At 49.9% G+C, this 16,611-nt stretch carries 16 protein-coding genes and 1 pseudogene; 13 read left to right on the top strand and 4 right to left on the bottom strand.

From position 1 onward, the window contains the following. From LKE08_RS09170 to LKE08_RS09125, 10 genes and pseudogenes are all read left to right on the top strand, one after another. Positions 1–290, top strand: a pseudogene (locus tag LKE08_RS09170) (hypothetical protein); the annotation flags it as partial. Between the two features lie 99 nt (positions 291–389). After that, the gene (locus LKE08_RS09165) at positions 390–539 is read left to right on the top strand and encodes a hypothetical protein (protein WP_324703915.1); all 150 of its coding nucleotides are present in this window, start codon (positions 390–392) and stop codon (positions 537–539) included. A gap of 126 nt (positions 540–665) precedes the next feature. Further along, complete coding sequence (locus tag LKE08_RS09160; protein WP_324703914.1) at positions 666–932, top strand: tetratricopeptide repeat protein; 267 nt, start codon at positions 666–668, stop codon at positions 930–932. A 22-nt stretch (positions 933–954) separates the two neighbouring features. After that, positions 955–1,605, top strand: coding sequence for a hypothetical protein (locus LKE08_RS09155; protein WP_324703913.1), 651 nt, complete (start codon positions 955–957; stop codon positions 1,603–1,605). 94 nt (positions 1,606–1,699) lie between these two features. Continuing rightward, a complete protein-coding gene (locus tag LKE08_RS09150; RefSeq protein WP_324703912.1) occupies positions 1,700–1,918 on the top strand; it encodes a hypothetical protein in 219 nt (72 codons plus the stop codon). A 319-nt stretch (positions 1,919–2,237) separates the two neighbouring features. Continuing rightward, complete coding sequence (locus LKE08_RS09145; RefSeq protein ID WP_324703917.1) at positions 2,238–3,083, top strand: Rpn family recombination-promoting nuclease/putative transposase; 846 nt, start codon at positions 2,238–2,240, stop codon at positions 3,081–3,083. 466 nt (positions 3,084–3,549) lie between these two features. Next, entirely contained in the window at positions 3,550–4,950 is a 1,401-nt protein-coding gene (argH, locus tag LKE08_RS09140; protein ID WP_324703911.1) for an argininosuccinate lyase, read from the top strand. A 128-nt stretch (positions 4,951–5,078) separates the two neighbouring features. Continuing rightward, positions 5,079–5,570, top strand: coding sequence for a hypothetical protein (locus LKE08_RS09135; RefSeq protein WP_324703910.1), 492 nt, complete (start codon positions 5,079–5,081; stop codon positions 5,568–5,570). 132 nt (positions 5,571–5,702) lie between these two features. After that, positions 5,703–6,101, top strand: a complete 399-nt coding sequence (locus LKE08_RS09130; protein ID WP_324703909.1) for a hemerythrin family protein — start codon at positions 5,703–5,705, stop codon at positions 6,099–6,101. 138 nt (positions 6,102–6,239) lie between these two features. After that, positions 6,240–7,091 (top strand): hypothetical protein, encoded by an 852-nt coding sequence (locus tag LKE08_RS09125; protein WP_324703908.1) that lies wholly within the window; start codon positions 6,240–6,242, stop codon positions 7,089–7,091. Between the two features lie 5 nt (positions 7,092–7,096). Here the strand turns inward: LKE08_RS09125 and LKE08_RS09120 are convergent, their stop codons facing one another. Together LKE08_RS09120 and LKE08_RS09115 are read right to left on the bottom strand one after the other, a co-directional pair. Beyond that, positions 7,097–7,588, bottom strand: a complete 492-nt coding sequence (locus LKE08_RS09120) for a DUF4168 domain-containing protein (RefSeq protein WP_324703907.1) — start codon at positions 7,586–7,588, stop codon at positions 7,097–7,099. 125 nt (positions 7,589–7,713) lie between these two features. Continuing rightward, complete coding sequence (locus tag LKE08_RS09115) at positions 7,714–8,208, bottom strand: DUF4168 domain-containing protein (protein WP_324703906.1); 495 nt, start codon at positions 8,206–8,208, stop codon at positions 7,714–7,716. A gap of 383 nt (positions 8,209–8,591) precedes the next feature. On the opposite strand from LKE08_RS09115, the gene ggt reads away from it, so the two are divergent. The 3 genes from ggt to LKE08_RS09100 all read left to right on the top strand — a co-directional run bounded on the left by ggt (position 8,592) and on the right by LKE08_RS09100 (position 13,657). Then, the gene (gene ggt / locus LKE08_RS09110) at positions 8,592–10,148 is read left to right on the top strand and encodes a gamma-glutamyltransferase (RefSeq protein ID WP_324703905.1); all 1,557 of its coding nucleotides are present in this window, start codon (positions 8,592–8,594) and stop codon (positions 10,146–10,148) included. 189 nt (positions 10,149–10,337) lie between these two features. Further along, positions 10,338–11,417 carry a photosystem II q(b) protein gene (gene psbA, locus LKE08_RS09105; RefSeq protein ID WP_324703904.1) on the top strand — a complete coding sequence of 360 codons (1,080 nt, stop codon included), beginning with the start codon at positions 10,338–10,340 and terminating at the stop codon, positions 11,415–11,417. Positions 11,418–11,683: 266 nt separating this feature from the next. Beyond that, on the top strand, positions 11,684–13,657 hold the full coding sequence (locus tag LKE08_RS09100; RefSeq protein ID WP_324703903.1) for a methyl-accepting chemotaxis protein: 1,974 nt from the start codon (positions 11,684–11,686) through the stop codon (positions 13,655–13,657). 255 nt (positions 13,658–13,912) lie between these two features. Here the strand turns inward: LKE08_RS09100 and LKE08_RS09095 are convergent, their stop codons facing one another. Both LKE08_RS09095 and LKE08_RS09090 read right to left on the bottom strand, forming a co-directional pair. Next, a complete protein-coding gene (locus LKE08_RS09095; protein WP_324703902.1) occupies positions 13,913–16,102 on the bottom strand; it encodes a diguanylate cyclase in 2,190 nt (729 codons plus the stop codon). 251 nt (positions 16,103–16,353) lie between these two features. Then, positions 16,354–16,503 carry a hypothetical protein gene (locus LKE08_RS09090; RefSeq protein ID WP_324703901.1) on the bottom strand — a complete coding sequence of 50 codons (150 nt, stop codon included), beginning with the start codon at positions 16,501–16,503 and terminating at the stop codon, positions 16,354–16,356. Between the last annotated feature and the right edge of the window lie 108 nt (positions 16,504–16,611).

Below are 16,611 nucleotides of genomic sequence, written 5' to 3'. Positions count from 1 at the left end.
ACTACCAGATCGGTAAACTGAAGGGACATACCCCCACGTCAGCCACGCTTTGCAAACACCGGGATGGACTGTTCTACTTTAAGAAAGCGTCTCCGGAGGAGAATCGCCATGTTTCTCTGGTAGATATGCTACACGATCGCGCCCGTCAAGCACCTGACACCCTCGCCTACACCTTTCTCAAACAGGGTCAGTATCGGGGGGAAAATCTTACCTTGGGGGAACTCGATACTAGGGCAAGAGCGATCGCCGCTTTTCTCCAAGCCCATTGTACGGTGGGCGATCGCGTTTGACTCGTCTATCCCCAAAGTATTGAGGCCATTGTCGCCCTGTTGGGGTGTCTCTATGCGGGTGTAGTAGCGGTTCGAGCCCCCGCCCCGGAAACCACGCGGTTGAAGCGGGTGTTGCCTCGGTTAGAAGCCATTGCTGCTGATAAAGACCCGTTTGATCGCCTTTTACTTTGCCAATCTTTAGAATATGATTTAATCATTATGACAGAAGATACAGCCATTATTTCTTATCCTCTAGCTAAGATTTTTTAGAGGCGCATCCTACCAGTTGAATTTACGCCCAAGATAATCTTCGAGTTGTTGGTTATAGGGGCGGAAATATTCCGTAAGCTGTTGCTGTAACTGTGGGCTAATCGCGTTATAGTTTCGCTGATTAACGTGGCGATCGCAGCTTATCAAACGGCTCTCAAACTTCAGCCTGACAACTTTGAAATTTATGTAGAGTTGGGCCGAGTTTTTCAGAACCAGGAAAATTGGCCCGAGGCGATCGCTGCTTTCCGACAGGCAGTTGAGTTAAACCCAGATTATTGTTGGTCACACAAATATTTGGGAGACGCTTTGGCAGAGCAGGGTGAATCGATCGAAGCCAGTTCGTGTTACCGCCGTGCGTTAGAACTGCAACCGAGAATTGATCCTCAAGCATAGGACAATCGGAATTTTAGCCGGGGTGCGATCGTTTCTACTCCCTCCAAACCGTCACCGTTTAGGTATTGTGAATGACGCGATTGAATCCCTGACCTCAAAAAATCTCATGGAAAAACTCGAAAACAACAGTCAGTTGTCCGCAACAAATAACCCACCTCTCTCCCCTCAGTCTCAAAGCTGGATGCTAACCGCACGGCAACTTCAAGATGAGCTGACTCAAACTCAAGTCGCATTGAAACAGTCGCAGGAGCAACGAGAGCAGGATCGGGTTAAATTCGACGAACTGAAAGTTCAATTTTCTCAAACACAATCCGAATGGGAAAGGGTTCGCACTCAGCTACAAGCCGAGTTGAAGGCATCTCGCGATCGCCAACAGGAACAAGCGAAAGAAATAGACTCCTTGAAATTACAAATAAACGACACCCAATCCGACCTCAATCAATGCCGAGAAAACTATACTCAAACACAGGCAGAATCAAATCAATATCAGCACCCGTTAAAGGCGACACAAAATCAACTCAAATTATCCGAAGAAAAACTGCGCGACAGCCAAACAAAAGTCGAGCAGCTAGAGCATCAACAGCAGCAAACTCAAACCCAACTCGAACAGTCTCAAGAGCGATCGCATCAAATTCAAACCGAGTCGGACACGATTCAAGAACAACTCCCATGATGGCTCTTTACTTCAACTCTTAGAATTGAATCAAAGTCGAGATCTGTGCGCTTTATTTTCGGTCGAATTTTTGCGAACATTCCCCGATTGTGAAGTGCGAGATTTACAAGCATTAAATTGGCAGATTTTGGCGGCCGCGATCGCCACCGGTCAAACCATTGCTTACTATCCTTATCCTCTCCATCTCAGCGATTCGGATTCGACAGGGACGATCGCACCCGAACAGCTTCCCAAAGAGCGGTATTATTTGCGCCAATATTTATCTCAGATTGAACCCGAAAAATGGACTCAGCGACAACTTCATCTTTTATAGCGGTGTGAAATGATTCGTGAAAAATCGATCCGCTTAAAGCCCCCAGGATTGGGGGTTTGGGGGCCGAACAATTTTACAAATGGTTTCACATTGCTATATTAACTGGCATTGAGCAACTCTCGCAACTAGAAGTCAAAAAACAAGGTCAAATTTGGCAACTCAACCAGGACAAAAATCGTTATCAAGCTTTGGCATCTCAGTCACAAGCCTGGATGCAAACGGCTATCGAAACTCAAAAGGAACTGGACGCACTTCAGGCGGAACTCCAGAAGACCCAGGCTATGCTAAAATCCATGCAACAAGCGGAGGTGCGGTCGCCATGAGATTTATCAACCCCAAAACCGACTACGCTTTTAAAAAAATCTTCGGTTCGGCAGAAAGCAAGAACATTTTAATCAGTTTTCTCAATGCTTTGGTCTATGACGGTAATCCGACCATTGAAGACTTGGAAATTATTGATCCCAATTTACCCCCTCAACTCGAAGGGTTAAAAGATACCTATCTTGACGTCAAAGCGAAGTTGAATGATGGGACACTGGTGATCATTGAAGTGCAGGTGTTAAACGTGCAGTCTTTTGGAAAGCGAGTTTTATTTAATGCCGCGAAAACCTATGCGTTCCAACTGCAACGGGGACAAGGGTATCGATACCTGAAACCGGCGATCGCTTTAACCTTAACTGATTTTGAAATGTTTCCCGAACGCGATCGCCTAATTTCCCGCTTCATTTATAAAGAGAAGTCGGAAGGCTGGGACTATACGGACAATGATATTGAGTTAGTCTTTGTCGAATTGCCGAAGTTTACCAAAGAACTCGACCAACTTGAAACCCTAGCAGATCAGTGGATTTATTTTATGAAATTTGCGCGATCGCTCACCTCGATTCCAGAAAATATGGACGCGATCGCGGAATTCCATCAGGCGTTTGAAATTGCCAATCAAGCCGGCTTGACTCCCGAAGAGTTAGAAGATTTAGAGCGACGAGAAATGTTTATTTATGACCAACAGGGTGCGATCGCTTTGGGACGAGAGGAAGGACGAGAAGAAGCACAACGTGACGTGGCTCGAAATTTACTGGGTCAACTGAACGATGAAGCGATCGCGCAAGCAACGGGATTAAGTCTGGAAGTAGTTGTAGCCTTGCGCCGGGAAATGATGAATGATTAACTAAATTGGAGCATTAAAAAGGAAATGGTGGGTTACGGCGCAGATGAAAAGTTGCGGGTTTTTCTGAAAAATTACTGTCGCGCCTAACCCACCCTACCGGACTGGCTATCATTAGTCGATATCTATCATTAGTCGATATTTTTTTCATCATAACTCACCAATTGGAGGAAGGCAATTTTTCTTCTTTACCACTCCCGTCGATCGCTCTCAACAATCCGGATACTATCCCCGTCGAGAAGCTCCGAAGAATCGGGTCAAAACCTGTTTTTGTTCGTCCCGACTGGGATCGCCTGACGGACAACTGGCTCATCCCCGACTTGTCCGGATAACGGGTTTGTGATATATGGGCTTGCTTGTTGGAGCGGTTTGTCGGCGAACGTTCACCCCACCGTCAAGCCGCGATGACGGGAGACTTGTTTTCGCATTACAGTTAAGGTTTGATTGACGATTGACACCCGTACCTTCCATGACACAAGCAAAAACCTGGAGCCAACGGTTTGAAAAGGCCCTGCATCCCGCGATCGCGACCTTTAACGCCAGCATCGGCTTCGACATCGAGCTGATCGAATACGACCTCACCGGATCGATCGCCCACGCCCAAATGTTGGCGAAAACCGGGATCATCTCCCCGGAAGAAGGGGAGCAACTGGTGGCGGGGTTGGAACAAATTCGCCAAGAATATCGCGACGGCCAATTCAACCCCGGCGTGGACGCCGAAGACATTCATTTTGCCGTCGAACGGCGGCTGACGGAAATTGCCGGAGATGTGGGTAAAAAGCTGCACACCGGGCGATCGCGCAACGATCAGGTGGGCACCGACACCCGCCTCTACCTGCGGGACCAAATCCGACAAATTCGGGCGCAACTCCTCGACTTCCAGGGCGTCCTTTTGGATATCGCCGAAGGCCACGTCGAAACCCTCATCCCCGGCTACACCCACCTGCAGCGGGCTCAACCCCTCAGCCTCGCCCACCATTTGTTGGCCTATGTGGAGATGGCGAACCGGGACTGGGAACGCCTGGGCGAGATTTACAAGCGGGTGGACATCTCCCCCCTCGGGTGCGGGGCGCTGGCGGGAACCACATTTCCCATCGATCGCCACTACAGCGCCGAATTGCTGGGGTTCGGGCAGGTTTACGCCAACAGCCTGGACGGGGTAAGCGATCGCGACTGGGCGATCGAATTTCTCGGCGCCGCCAGCATCATCCTCGTCCACCTCAGCCGCCTCTCGGAAGAAATCATCCTCTGGGCGTCCCAAGAATTCGGCTTCGTCACCCTCACCGATAGCTGTTCGACGGGTTCGAGCATCATGCCGCAGAAGAAAAACCCCGACGTGCCGGAACTGGTGCGGGGAAAAACGGGCCGGGTATTCGGTCATTTGCAGGGGATGCTAGTGCTGATGAAGGGGTTGCCCCTGGCGTACAATAAGGACCTCCAGGAGGACAAAGAGGCCCTGTTCGACGCGGTGAAGACGGTGAAAGGCTGTCTGGAGGCGATGACGATTTTGTTGGCGGAGGGGATGGAATTTCGCGCCCCCCGTCTGGCGGAGGCGGTGGCGGAGGACTTCTCCAACGCGACGGACGTGGCGGACTACCTGGCGACGAAGGGCGTCCCGTTCCGGGAGGCTTACAATTTGGTCGGAAAGGTGGTGAGGACCTGTCTGGAGTCGGGGAAATTGTTGAAGGATCTGACGTTGGAGGAGTGGCAGTCTTTGCACCCCCAATTCGAGGCGGATATTTACGAGGCGATCGCACCCCATCGAGTTGTCGCGGCCCGGAATAGCTACGGCGGCACGGGGTTTGAACGGGTGAAAGCGGCTCTGAAAATGGCCTGCGATCGCCTCAATTCGGCGCGATCGGAATCCTAACCCCAAATTTGCCGGTGGGAAAATTAAAAATTAATCATCAACAATCCATCATTAACAATTAGTAATTGTCGATTAATTTTCCCACCTTTCATGTCTAGTCCGTCCGCTTATCTTACACGAATATTGTCATGACTTCCGAGAATGAAAGTGTACCGGAAAATCGAGCCAGATTTGATGGGAGTAAGGCGCAGTTTATCGAAATTATTTCTTGGCTGTCCGTCGTCTATCTCGCGGTCAAACTATTCGTCATTCCCGTCGCATCTTTCGCGATTTCCACCTTTGCTACCCCCACCAGTGGGGAGTATCCCGACTCCACCGAAAGTGCCGACGTGCCACTTCCGGAAATTACCTTTGCGGATATCGGACTGATCGCCGTCATCCTCCTCTTTCAACCGGCGACGGCTACATTGATCCAGTCGATCAAAATCTCGCCTGACGGCATCGAAGTCCAGTTGAAGGAACTGACGGAAAAAGTCGATCGCGTCGAAAATAATGTGGGCAAAATGCACCGGGAAGTTGAAACGCACATGACCGGAATGGAAGAGAATTTGAGGGAAGAAATGAAACAAATGGAGGAGCGTTTAAATAACTCCGAAAAGGAAAATAATTCGGATCGATAACCGCAGGTTCGATCCGGGTGGATCGAATCATTTTTAAAAAAAACTTAATTTTTTTCAAAACACGAAATAACCGCCGGCTTGTATAGTGTAGATATCCCCTCAATTCCATTTCATCAGTAAGGATGTAAACCCATGCCGTCAACCTGGAACGATTCTCTCAAAACTGGTATCCCGTTAATTGACTTTCAGCACAAACAGTTGTTCGACCAAATGGACTTATTGATCCAAAATCTCGAAGAAAGGCGGGGCAAGCACGAGCTAAAATCGACGTTGAGTTTTTTGGATATGTACGTCAACAATCATTTTAAATATGAGGAATCCTGCATGAATCTTTATCATTGCCCCGTCGCCTGCAAAAATCAAAAAGCCCACGAACAATTTATCGCAAATTTTGAAAATATCAAACTAAAAATTGACCAAAATCACAGCTTTGATTCCATTGTCAGAGGAATTAAAATTGATTTATTGGATTGGTTTATCAACCATATCAAAAATATCGATACGCAACTGAAACCCTGCATCAAAAAGTGAGATTTTCCCGGGAATTACGGGCGATCGCCGGGGGCCCACCTCACTCGGCGACGATTTCGCCCCAATTTTACATGAAAAAATTCCGATGCTAGACTGGTAGGGAGTGTAGGGATATTCAAATTTACCCCGGGCCTCCGAATGATTCAGCCAATTTGTCGCACTGCGACGCCTCCTCCCGAGTCCACACCCCAGTCTATTATCGCTCAGGCACAAACCGAACTGATTTCACCCCAAAAATTTTACCAACTCTGCCAGCAATTTCGCCGGGAGACGGGCCAATCTAGGCTGTATTTCGGGGAACCGATCGCCGCCTATCTGGACTGCGGTTTGAGTGTGGCGGAAATTCGCCAATTGTTCGACGATCTCGCCCTTTATGTCAAACAAACCTCGACCCCAAACGCGATCGCTCATTTTCGCCTACAATTTCCCGGCTGTCCCCGCCAACGTGCGATCGCCGTAACCGTTGAAATTATCGGTTCCGGGATGATCGGACGGGTTGCCAAAGTCACGCTCAACGGCACGGATGCGATCGCCTTCAAAGTCTTTTTCGACCCCGATTTCGTCTGGCTGCACGGCCCCTGGGGCGAAATTCCGGTGGGTATCCGATTAAAATATTGCCAGGTCACGAAAGACATTTCCGAGTTTTTATTTGCCAGCGACAATTGGGCCGTCTGGGAGTGGATCGACCCCCAAACCTCGACGCGATCGCGGCGGCGGGGCATCACCTACGCGACATTCGCCCGCCGAGAAGGGTTGACCCGCCTCAACCCTTTAAATCGCAAAAACTATAACCCCTACGGCATCCGCCTCGACCCTGGCGGCATCCAAAAAGAATACCCCGGCCGGCGGCTGTTCGACTGTTATTGGGGAACATTATTTTACCTCCGAAAAATCCGCCGGGAAGGCCCGAAGGCAATCCAAGAAATTCTCAATCCCCAATTTTTTGCCTACAGCTTAAAGCGACTTTGGGCGCTTTTATTGAAGACATAAACAATCTAATTTGGAGATTGCAAAATCAGCAAAATTTCCGCCTGAATTCGCTCTCTAAATTGGGAGTCGGACTGCTGCTGGCGGGTGATTTCATTAAAGCGGGCGACGCTCAACCCCTTCCCTTCGATAATTTGTTTCGCCCGATCGCAGTAACTCACCGCAATTTGGGGGGCATTTCCCGGCAGGGCATTGATGCTCGTTGGTTCGTCGCAGACGATGCGCGGCACCTGTCCGACGATCCTTTTGATTTCCTCGAACGCCTGATGCCGCCGGGACTCCAAGGCGATCGCGGCTCGGGCGTAATTGGTAATTTCCTCGTCGGTAAAATTGTTGTTTTGAGCCCTCGCGACGGTGCCGAAACTTTCCGTGGGGGCGGGTGCTCTCAGGTCTGGAACCCACCCGCCCAAGACGGCGATCGCCGACAAAACACCGATGGCGGCAGATTGCAATAACACGGGTCGGGGATGCACCGAAAATGGCTTTGATGATACTTTCATGATCTTCTCAACTCCAGACATTTATCAATAACAATACAGGTCTCATCGCCGTCGCGGAATCAGTCAAAGGGAAAGAGCAAAGAATTGATTTCCGCTCCCCCGAAAAAACTGGGGGATGGCTCGAATCAATTTCCGGCATTGCGCTGCAGGCGGAGCAACTCTTCCTGAATGCGCTCCTGGAGGTTCGGGTTAGCCTGCTGCGATCGCGTGATCTCGTTGAACCGAGTCACCGTCAAATTGTGCTGTTCGATATAATTCTTCGCCTGCTCGCAGTAATTCACCGCGATCGCCCGCAAATCTCGGTTGAGACTGTTGATGCTCCCGGTTTCGTTGCAGATCACCGCCGGAACCGCTCCCCCCGAAATTCCCTTAATTTCATCGTAGGCTTGTTGACGTCTGGGTTCGATCAACAGCACCGCCCGGGCATAGTTGCGAATTTCCTCATCGCTGACGCCCGAACCCTGTTGCGCCCAAACCTCCGTCCCCAACCAATCGGAGCGATCGGACAGGTCCGGAACCGCCCCGGTCAGCACCCCGACCAGGGCGATCATTCCGACGGCCAGCGATCGCCACCGCTTCCGGTTCGCCGGACGAAAAACAGAAGATAACCAAGAATTCATGATCGACATCTCCGAGCAGAGCATAACACTCATCACCCCTCACCGGGTATGGGGAAGCTGTATCTACAATCAATAGCCAACCCTCGTCCTCAAAACTTCCGGAACCGGATCGCGCCAGGAAAACAGCCCAATCTTTTTGAACTGTTTTCGAGTCTAGAAGTTCCTGAAGTGCGATCGAAACAGGCCGGAGACCCACAGTTTGGGGGGGCCAGCACATGGGGGGCTTCACCCCGGGCGCAAAAAAACGGGATCGAATCCGGAAAACCTGCGATCCTTAATTGACTCGAAACGGTTGCAGCGCCCACTTGAAATTGTGGGAGGTCGTCCCCGAACCGGTCTGTATCACCCGAGACGAACTTTATTCTTAAGGAATCCAAACCACCATGCAAAAGTTACACGGTATCGTTGCCGCCGGCCACCCAGAAACCGCCCGAGCCGGGTTAAAAATGTTGGAATTGGGCGGCAATGCCTTCGATGCGGCAGTGGCTTCCATGTTGGCCGCCTGCGTCGCCGAACCCGGACTGACTTCCCTGGCGGGGGGCGGTTTTTTGTTGGCGCATACTGACACCAACCAAAACATTCTATTCGATTTTTTCACCCAAACGCCACGCACCAAACGGCCCAAAAGTCAAGTCAATTTTTACCCCGTCGATGTCAACTTCGGCGGCTCGATCCAAGAATTTCACATCGGCTTGGGGTCGATGGCGGTTCCCGGCGTGGCGGCGGGGGTGTTCCACGTCCACCGCACTTTGGGGACACTGCCGCTCCGGGTGGTGGCCGAACCCGCCATCCACCTGGCGAGGAACGGCGTGGAGATCAATCGATTTCAAGCCTACACCCTCGAACAAATCCTGCAGTCGATCCTGCTGACCTCCCCGGAAGGGCGACAGATTTACGCCCCCCGGGACACGATCCTGAAAGCCGGGGAACGGTTGGTTATGACCGACTGGGCCAAAACCCTCGCAGGTTTGCTCGAAGCCGGCGTCCGGGAATTTTACGAGGGGGAGATCGCCGAAAAATTGGTGGGGGACTGCCGGGAAGGGGGTGGCTACCTGACCCGGGAGGATTTGAAAAACTATCGGGTCATCGAACGGAATCCCCTGTGTATCAATTATCGAGGAAAGCAGATTTTGACGAATCCGCCGCCGAGCTCGGGGGGGACGCTGATCGGATTTGCCTTGGAGTTGTTGTCGGAAGTCGATCTGGCCGGAGTCGAGTTCGGCAGTGCCCGCCATTTAAAGTTACTGGCGGCGGTGATGAAGTTGACCAACGAGGCCCGACGGCACGGGTTTGACGATCGCCTCCACGATGACGACATCGCCGGGGTGTTCTTGTCCGAGGAGAATTGCCGACCGTATCAATCTCAATTGCGGGATGCGGTGAATAAGTGGGGAAGCACGACCCATATCAGCGTTTTGGATAGTGACGGCAATGCGGCCAGCGTCACCACCTCCAACGGGGAGGGGTCGGGTTACATCATCCCGGGGACGGGAATCATGGTCAACAATATGTTGGGGGAGGAGGATCTCAACCCCCACGGCTTCCACAACTGGCCGGAGGACGTGCGGATCTCGTCGATGATGGCGCCGACGATGATTTTGGACGGGACTCGCCTGGAGATGGTGATGGGTTCGGGGGGGTCGAATCGCATCCGCACGGCGATTTTACAGGCGATCTCGAATCATCTGGATTTCGGGATGTCGGTGGGGGAGGCGGTGGAGAGTCCCCGGGTGCACTGGGAGAGCGATCGCTTCGATTTGGAACCGGGGTTCGATCGCGCCGCCGTTGAGCAGATCCGGGGTGCGATCGCTGGGGAGATCCGGCAATGGCGGGAACGGAATATGTTCTTCGGGGGAGTCCATGCCGCGATCGCCCGTCCCGACGGCACCCTCTCCGGCGCGGGGGACATCCGCCGCGACGGCGCGAGTTTGGCGATTTAGGGGACTCCCAACCCCAAATTCATAAGCAAAAGTTATTTAATGACCAGATTTGATTTGGTAAAAAATATAACTAAACGGCTATAAAACTGTTGACTCATATGTTCATCTCATGGCATATTGTTGACACGGTAGAAAAAACAACTGCCGCATACGTACCTCGAAAACTCAAGAACGCCATACATATTTGACATGACGACTACCTTACAACGTCGCGAAAGCGGCAACATCTGGGAACGGTTTTGCAGTTGGGTCACATCCACGAGCAACCGCTTTTACGTCGGCTGGTTCGGAGTCCTGATGATCCCGACCCTGTTGACCGCCACCATCTGTTTCGTGCTGGCGTTCATCGCCGCGCCTCCCGTCGATATCGACGGCATCCGCGAACCCGTTTCGGGTTCCCTGTTGTACGGAAACAACATCATCACGGCGGCAGTCGTACCCAGTTCCAACGCGATCGGGTTGCACTTTTATCCCATCTGGGAAGCCGCCAACATGGAAGAATGGCTGTACAACGGCGGCCCCTACCAACTGATTGTTTTCCACTTCCTGATCGGCATTTTTTGCTACATGGGACGCGAGTGGGAACTCTCCTATCGGTTGGGGATGCGGCCTTGGATTGCCGTCGCCTACAGCGCCCCCGTCGCCGCCGCCACTGCCGTACTGCTGATTTACTCCATCGGCCAGGGGTCTTTCTCCGACGGTCTGCCCTTGGGTATTTCTGGCACGTTTAACTTCATGTTAGTGCTCCAAGCCGAACATAACGTTTTGATGCACCCCTTCCACATGATCGGAGTTGCCGGCGTCTTCGGCGGCGCCCTGTTCTCGGCGATGCACGGTTCTCTGGTGACGTCTTCCCTGGTTCGCGAAACCACCGAAATCGAGTCCCAGAACTACGGCTACAAATTCGGACAAGAAGAGGAAACCTACAACATTGTGGCAGCTCACGGCTACTTCGGTCGCCTGATCTTCCAATATGCTTCCTTCAACAACAGCCGCGCCCTGCACTTCTTCTTGGGTGCTTGGCCGGTCATCGGCATCTGGTTCGCCGCCTTGGCGGTTGCCTCTTTCTCCGTCAACCTGAACGGGTTCAACTTCAACCAATCGGTGTTGGATTCCCAAGGTAAAGTGATCAAAACTTGGGCCGACGTGATCAACCGAGCCAACCTGGGGATTGAAGCCATGCACGAGCGTAACGTGCACAACTTCCCCTTAGATTTGGCGTCCGGCGAGTCCACCCCCGTGGCTTTGGTGGCTCCCGAAATTGGCTAATTTTTGGAATCGTTGCCTAACCTACATGATGCGCCTCCCGTTCGGGGGGCGCTTTTTTATTGGCGGATAACACTCGCCACGACAGACACAGAAAACAGGGAGTTTGGCAGTCGGGCCTCAAAAAATGTCACAATAGGCTCAACGACTCATGGAATGGTCGTCCTAACCTCCTCTGGGGTGATGTTGACAGGCTTTGCTGTCCGACTGCCACAGTCGATCTGACCGATCCGCTCTTGAGTGGCTGCCACGCTCTGAGAATTAATAAGATGTTAAATTTATTCCCAAAATCTCAGAAATCTTTACAATCATTACCCGAGGGCTCCTTAACCCGGAAAACACTGATTCAAGTCGCAATTAGTGCCACTTTAATTGTGACAGCAGCCACGGGTATCAATTACTGGCAAATTTTCTCCACCTTGAGAAATCAGAAATTGGAGCAACTCGAAGAATATGTCGTGGAAAGAGTCGCCAGAGAACAACAAATTTTTCAACTGGCAACTGACAATCATGAAATTTTAAAACGGGAAATTATTGATAGATTGACATCTAAGAATAGAGATAATGACGAACTAGAAAAGGAATTTAATCGGTTATTTGTCAGGAACTCTGACGGAGTGATCCGCAATCGACCCGAAAATTTTGACGGGACCAATGAAGCCGGTGTCTATATCGGAAAATCGGCAGAAATTACCGATGAAATTCGCTATAAAGTCATTAATTTAAAGCAGTTAGTTGAATCCTATGGTCGAGCTTGGCACAGTCAATTTCAAAGTACCTTTTTGATGACTCCCGAAAATATTACTGTTGTCTATTGGCCGGAAGTGCCGACGTGGGCTCAAGATGCGGATGCCAATTTTTATATGCCCAAACAAGAAGAATATATCGTCGCGAACCTCGAAAATAATCCCGAGCGAAAAACAGTTTGGACTGACCCTTATTTTGAGGAAGTTAGTCAACTTTGGCTGGTCACTTCTTCAACTCCAATTGATATCAATGATCGACCCATCGCTACCCTCGGACATGATGTGAGGCTGAATGCTCTGATCGAACGGACTGTTAATAATAATATTGAGGGAGGATATAACTTAATTTTTACGGATGATGGTCAATTGATCGCCCATCCAAAGTTAATGGATAAAATTCAGGATCGAACCACTCCCTACAAAATCATTGAATTTGAGAATAGCAACTTAAAAGATATCTTTCAACTGACCACTAGCACGCCTCAGCAGCAAATCATTATTAACAATGCTGGATCGGGAGAGTATCTAGCCGTAAAAAAAATTGCCGGCCCGGATTGGTATTTTGTGAGCGTTTTTCCCAAATCTGTTTTAACACAACAAGCCGTCAAGCTGGCTCTGGTCAATTTGTTAATTGCGGCTATTTTACTCTTGGCGCTGTTGGTCATTTTTTCGACTATATTAAATACAGAAATTGCCACACCATTAAAAAAGTTAATTGAGGCGACGTACAAAATTTCTGAAGGGGATTATAATGTTTATATTGAAGAGAACAGAAAAGATGAAATCGGTCGCCTCGCTCAATCGTTTAACCTGATGGCTGCAGAGATTGCCACTAAAAATGGAGAGTTAAAAACTGCCTTCGACAATCAGGTTCAATCGGTGCGGCAAGTGACAAACACCATGAATGAACTCACTGACTTTGCCCGCTCCTCAGCGACTCAAGCCTCCGAGGCTTCTCGGGGGGCTAAACAAGTATTATTGTTGATAGAGGGTGAGGGGAATGAAAAAAATTATAGCTTGCAAGAAACTGTTGATAAACTGACTCAACAAATTTCTGATTTAAACGATAAAATAGCTCGGGTCGGCTTGATTTCATCCGTCTCGAGTCATTTGGCAAATCAAACCAATGTGTTGGCATTGAATGCAGCAGTTGAGGCGGTACGAGTCCAGGAAAATGGGCAAGGTTTTAATGTAATTGCAACGGAAATCCGCAAACTAGCCGATCAGAGTAAAACTTCTGCCGCAGAAATTAATAGTTTGATTCGGGATATTAAAACTGCTATGAACTCCACGATTAAACTAACTGATGAAAGTAAAATAGCCTTTGAAACTGCTATCAATGCCGTGAATAATATTGCCGAAAATTCCGAACAAATTTCTGTCAATACCCATCAGCAGTCTGTGGCGATCGAAGAAGTTTTGGCAACGATGAATCATCTGGCAACAATAGGGCAACTAAGCCAAACCCCTCAAAATGCTCCTCAAACCGATGAATGATATCCGGGTCACGGTTTTTTAGGGCTTTGGGTAACAGTGTAACCGCCAGGATTAGATGTCCCCCTGTCCAGATAGTTGCCCCTATTGTATGGAAAAGAATCAGAATTTTCAACAACATTGTTTGTGGCTGCTATGGGGTGGTAATCATCTGATGTATGATGCCGGATTTGACCTGTATTTTACCCGATCTCGATATCAATAAAGGTTGACAGAAACCCGCTTATCCATGCCGCCGCGATGATGGGCGACAGTTGACTAAATAGCCGGCCTTTCTTGATAGGCGATCGCACGGTTACGACCTCTTTCTTTGGCTTCGTACAACGCTTCATCTACCTGGCTGATCAGGTGGGCGATCGAGTGATTGCCCCTTTGAAATTCGGCGACTCCAAAGCTGGCCGTTTGATGGCCGACCGTGGTAAACTCGTGGTCGGCTAACCGTTGACGCAGCGCCTCGGCCAGAGCCGTCGCCGCGGATAAATCAGTATTGGGAGTAATGATGATAAACTCTTCGCCACCCCACCGCCCCAAAATATCTGTGTCCCTGAGTCTTTGATTGAACAGCATCACCATTTCGGTCAACACGGCATCTCCGGCCAGATGCCCAAAGGTATCGTTGATCTTTTTGAAGTAGTCGATATCGCAGAGAATGACGCTAAATGGCTGTCGGTATCGATGAAAAAGAGATTCTTGTTTCTGCAAACATTCTTCGATTTTGAGGCGATTGTAACAACCCGTCAAAGGATCGGTAACTGAGATCTTTTCTAGCTTGCGGTTGTAAGTTTGTAGCAAATATTGGCGATAAAGGACGACCGCCAAAACGGTCAGCCCGAAGAATAAATATCGCCGCAGGACTCGATAATCGACACCTTTTTCATACCGGACAGAAATCCAATCGTTGATGATGCCTTGTTTGGCTTTTTCATCGATGGAAGCGATCGCTTTCTCGAAGATACTCAGCAGCTCGGGTTCATCGTTGCGGACGGCAACCCCCAATTCCCAAAGCCGCTCAAATCGACCGGCAATTTTCAGGGAAGGATATCGTTTCTGGATGGCATACGAGGTGGTCGGCAAAAGATCGACATACCCGAACAGATTACCCTGTTCAACTTGCTGTAAACCCTCGTCAATGGAGATCACCTCGACGATTTGCATCTCGGGGTATCGGTTTCGCAATACTTCCGCAAAAGCGTAGCTCTTGACAATTCCAATTTTGCGATCAAGAACGTCGGCAATATCGGCGATAAACGGTTCCTTTTCTCGGGTAGCTATCACCAACGGCAGTTCCAGATAGGGTTGGGTAAATTCGGCATATTCGCGCCGATCTGGGGTGGGAATTGCCAGGGAGAGAATGTCACATTCCCGCCGTTTAAATTGTTCGATACTTTCGGGCCATGTTTCGGTTTCCAACAGGGCGATCGGGATGCCAATCCGGGCATCCAACAATTTAAAGAAGTCCGCGCTCATCCCCGTATGTTGCCCATCGATGATTGCCTCCAGGGGCATCCAACTCGGGTCGGCACACATTTCGATCTGACCTTTATGTTGTAGATATTTTAATTCTTTTTTCGTAAAACCAAAGCTGGCGGTATCGGCAGCCAGATACCAGCGCCGACGCAGATGGGTGTACTCCTCTTCTGAAACCGCCGCCATAGCTTTATCTAAAATTGATTTCAAAATCGGGCGATCGCTGCGGATGCCCAAATATTGACCCGCATTGGAGAAATAAGGGTCGCCAATCAGAGGACGGCTCACCAAATCTTTCAAGAAATAGCGGTCGATATAATAGTTAAAATTCGCATGACTTTCCAAAGCCGCATCGGCCCTCCCCGCTTCCACCTGCTTCATCGCATCCAAGGTGTTGTTGGTCAACAGCAGGTTGATTTCGGGATAGTGTTTTGTCAAGATTTCCTCAAAAAAGAACCCCCTGACGATCGCCAAATTTTTGCCTTTGAGCTGCCCGAGTTCGGTATAGTCTTCGCCGTCTTTGCGGGTCAGCAAAGAATTGACCAAATCGAATACATATTGGTCGGAGAAGAGCGCGAATTTCTTGCGCTCTTCGGTGATCACCATATTGGTGACTACATCAATTTTTTTCTGGGCCAGCAGGGTCATAAATTCGTCCCAAGTCGGGCCGACCACAAACTCAACTTCGAGACCCACTTTTTGGGCGACAAGCTGAATGTACTCGTTGCTGAATCCTTCGACATTCCCATCCTCGACAAAGTTATAAGGCGCCCAATCCGACTCGGCATGAACTCGCAGAACCGGATTGGCTTCAATATACGCCCGTTCTGCTGCGGTGAGTTCAACTGTCGAACTGCTTTGGGGTGACGGCTCACCCGTTTCTTGGGCAATTCCTGGATTCCAAGCCAGCAGCAACGTTAATACTAAGCCGAACAGGCTCAAAATCAAGTGGTGGCGATCGAATTTGCGGGCGACTTTCATTTTTGGAAACAGGTGTTAAATTGGCACGATCGGCCGAAATATTTTATTGCCGGAATATATCGGAGGATTTTTAAATTGTAAAATAATTCGTCCGATGAGGTTCAGTTCTGGAATTTTGCTGGGGTCCTCCAGACCAGGCCCGATGGTCGCCGGGGGATATAGCACTACATCCATGCCATCTGTCGTTAAGGAATGTAACAATAGATGAAGGAAAGCGATGGAGGACATCCCTCATGGACGATAAGAACTACTCATGGAAAGGCTCTCCCAACGCCGGAGTCGTGCTGTCGGTACTGGCTGCGGTGGGCGCGATCGCGGTCATCCTGGCGGGCTTCGCCGGCTAGAAGGGTCGGTATATGGGCGATCGCGTTCCGGGGTGCGATCGTCCATTGATAAGACAAGCTTATATTTATAATAATTAATAATTGTCGAAAAACCCTTTACAAAGCTTAACAGTCTGTGTCATATTAGAGTCACGGTAGAGGAAAACACCTGCCGGATACGTACCT

The organism is Lyngbya sp. CCY1209 (assembly GCF_035615495.1).
Classification (GTDB): domain Bacteria; phylum Cyanobacteriota; class Cyanobacteriia; order Cyanobacteriales; family Microcoleaceae; genus Limnospira.
The sequence above is the reverse complement of the archived record's forward strand: the minus strand, read 5'-3'. Positions and strand labels throughout refer to the sequence as shown.